Raw genomic sequence first — 1,351 nt, 5'->3', positions numbered from 1 at the left:
TGAACCGCACTGGGATTCTTGGAGACTCCATCGTTTGGAAAGGATGATGGAGACATGCCACAAGAGATCAAACCGGGCAACGCGACCACGCGCCGATACTCCGAGCAGGAGAAGGCCGCGGCGGTGCGAATGGTCCGCCAGCTACGCCAGGAGCTGGGCACCGACCGCGGCACCGTGAAGCGGGTGGCTACTCAGCTCGGCTACGGCCCCGAGTCAGTCCGGTCCTGGGTCCGCCAAGCAGACATCGATGAAGGCCACGCCCCGGGCCAGAGCACCGAGCAGTCGGCCCGAGAGAAAGCCCTGGAACAAGAGAACCGTGAACTGCGGCGCGCCAACGAGATCTTGAAGCGGGCCGCGACTTTCTTCGGGGCGGAGCTCGACCGCCAGTCACCGAGATAGTCGCCTTCATCGACGCCAACAGAGACGACGTCATCGACGGTCGTCGACTCGGAGTCGAGCCCATCTGCACTCTGCTGCAGGTGGCTTACGAGCACCTACTACGCCGCAAAGAACCGCGCCCCCTCGGCCCGGAGCCTCAGGGATGCCGAGCTGATCCCGCAGCTGGTGGCCCTCCATGCCCAGAACTACGGGGTCTATGGAGCCAGGAAGCTCTGGAAGGCTGCGAACCGGGCCGGCCTGCAGATCGGCAGAGATCAGACAGCCAGACTGATGCGCCACGCTGGCCTCGAAGGTGTCCTCCGGCGCAAAAAGGTTCGCACCACCGCACCTGATCCTGAAGCCCCGCGGCATCCGGATCTGGTCAATCGCGAGTTCACCGCGATCGCGCCGAACAGGCTCTGGGTCACCGATCTGACCTACGTACCGACCTGGGCCGGTGTCGCCTATGTCTGCTTCATCATCGATGCCTTCAGCCGCACGATTGTCGGGTGGCGGGTCGCCTCCACGATGCGCACCGACACGGTGCTCGACGCAATCGAGATGGCCCGCTGGTCCCGAGGCCCACGGCACGAGCAGCTACGGTGCCACAGCGATGCAGGATCTCAATTCACCTCCATTCGCTACGGCGAAAGACTGGCCGAAATCGGGGCCACTCCCTCGATCGGAACCGTCGGGGATAGCTACGACAATGCTCTGGCCGAGACCGTCAACGGTTACTACAAGGCCGAGCTCATCCGAGGACCGGTGCGCACCCATCGCGGTCCATGGAAGACAGTCGAAGATGTGGAGCTGGCCACTCTCGGGTGGGTGCATTGGCACAACACTGAGCGGCTTCATGGGTACCTCGGTGACCGGCCGCCAGCTGAGTTCGAGGACCTGTTCTACGATGACAACATCAGACCCAATGAGCTGGTGGAATCCCTATAGCCGGAGTCTCCATCAATCCCAGTGC

The 1,351-nt window shown here is 63.1% G+C and carries 1 pseudogene; it reads left to right on the top strand.

The window, feature by feature from the left end:
* Window positions 1-54 precede the first annotated feature (54 nt).
* Window positions 55-1,326, top strand: a pseudogene (locus BCY76_RS17265) (IS3 family transposase).
* The last annotated feature ends 25 nt before the right edge of the window (window positions 1,327-1,351 follow it).

Origin of the sequence: Nesterenkonia sp. PF2B19, from assembly GCF_001758425.2 — a bacterium.
Lineage (GTDB): Bacteria > Actinomycetota > Actinomycetes > Actinomycetales > Micrococcaceae > Nesterenkonia > Nesterenkonia aethiopica.
This window is presented reverse-complemented; position numbering and strand designations above follow the sequence as displayed.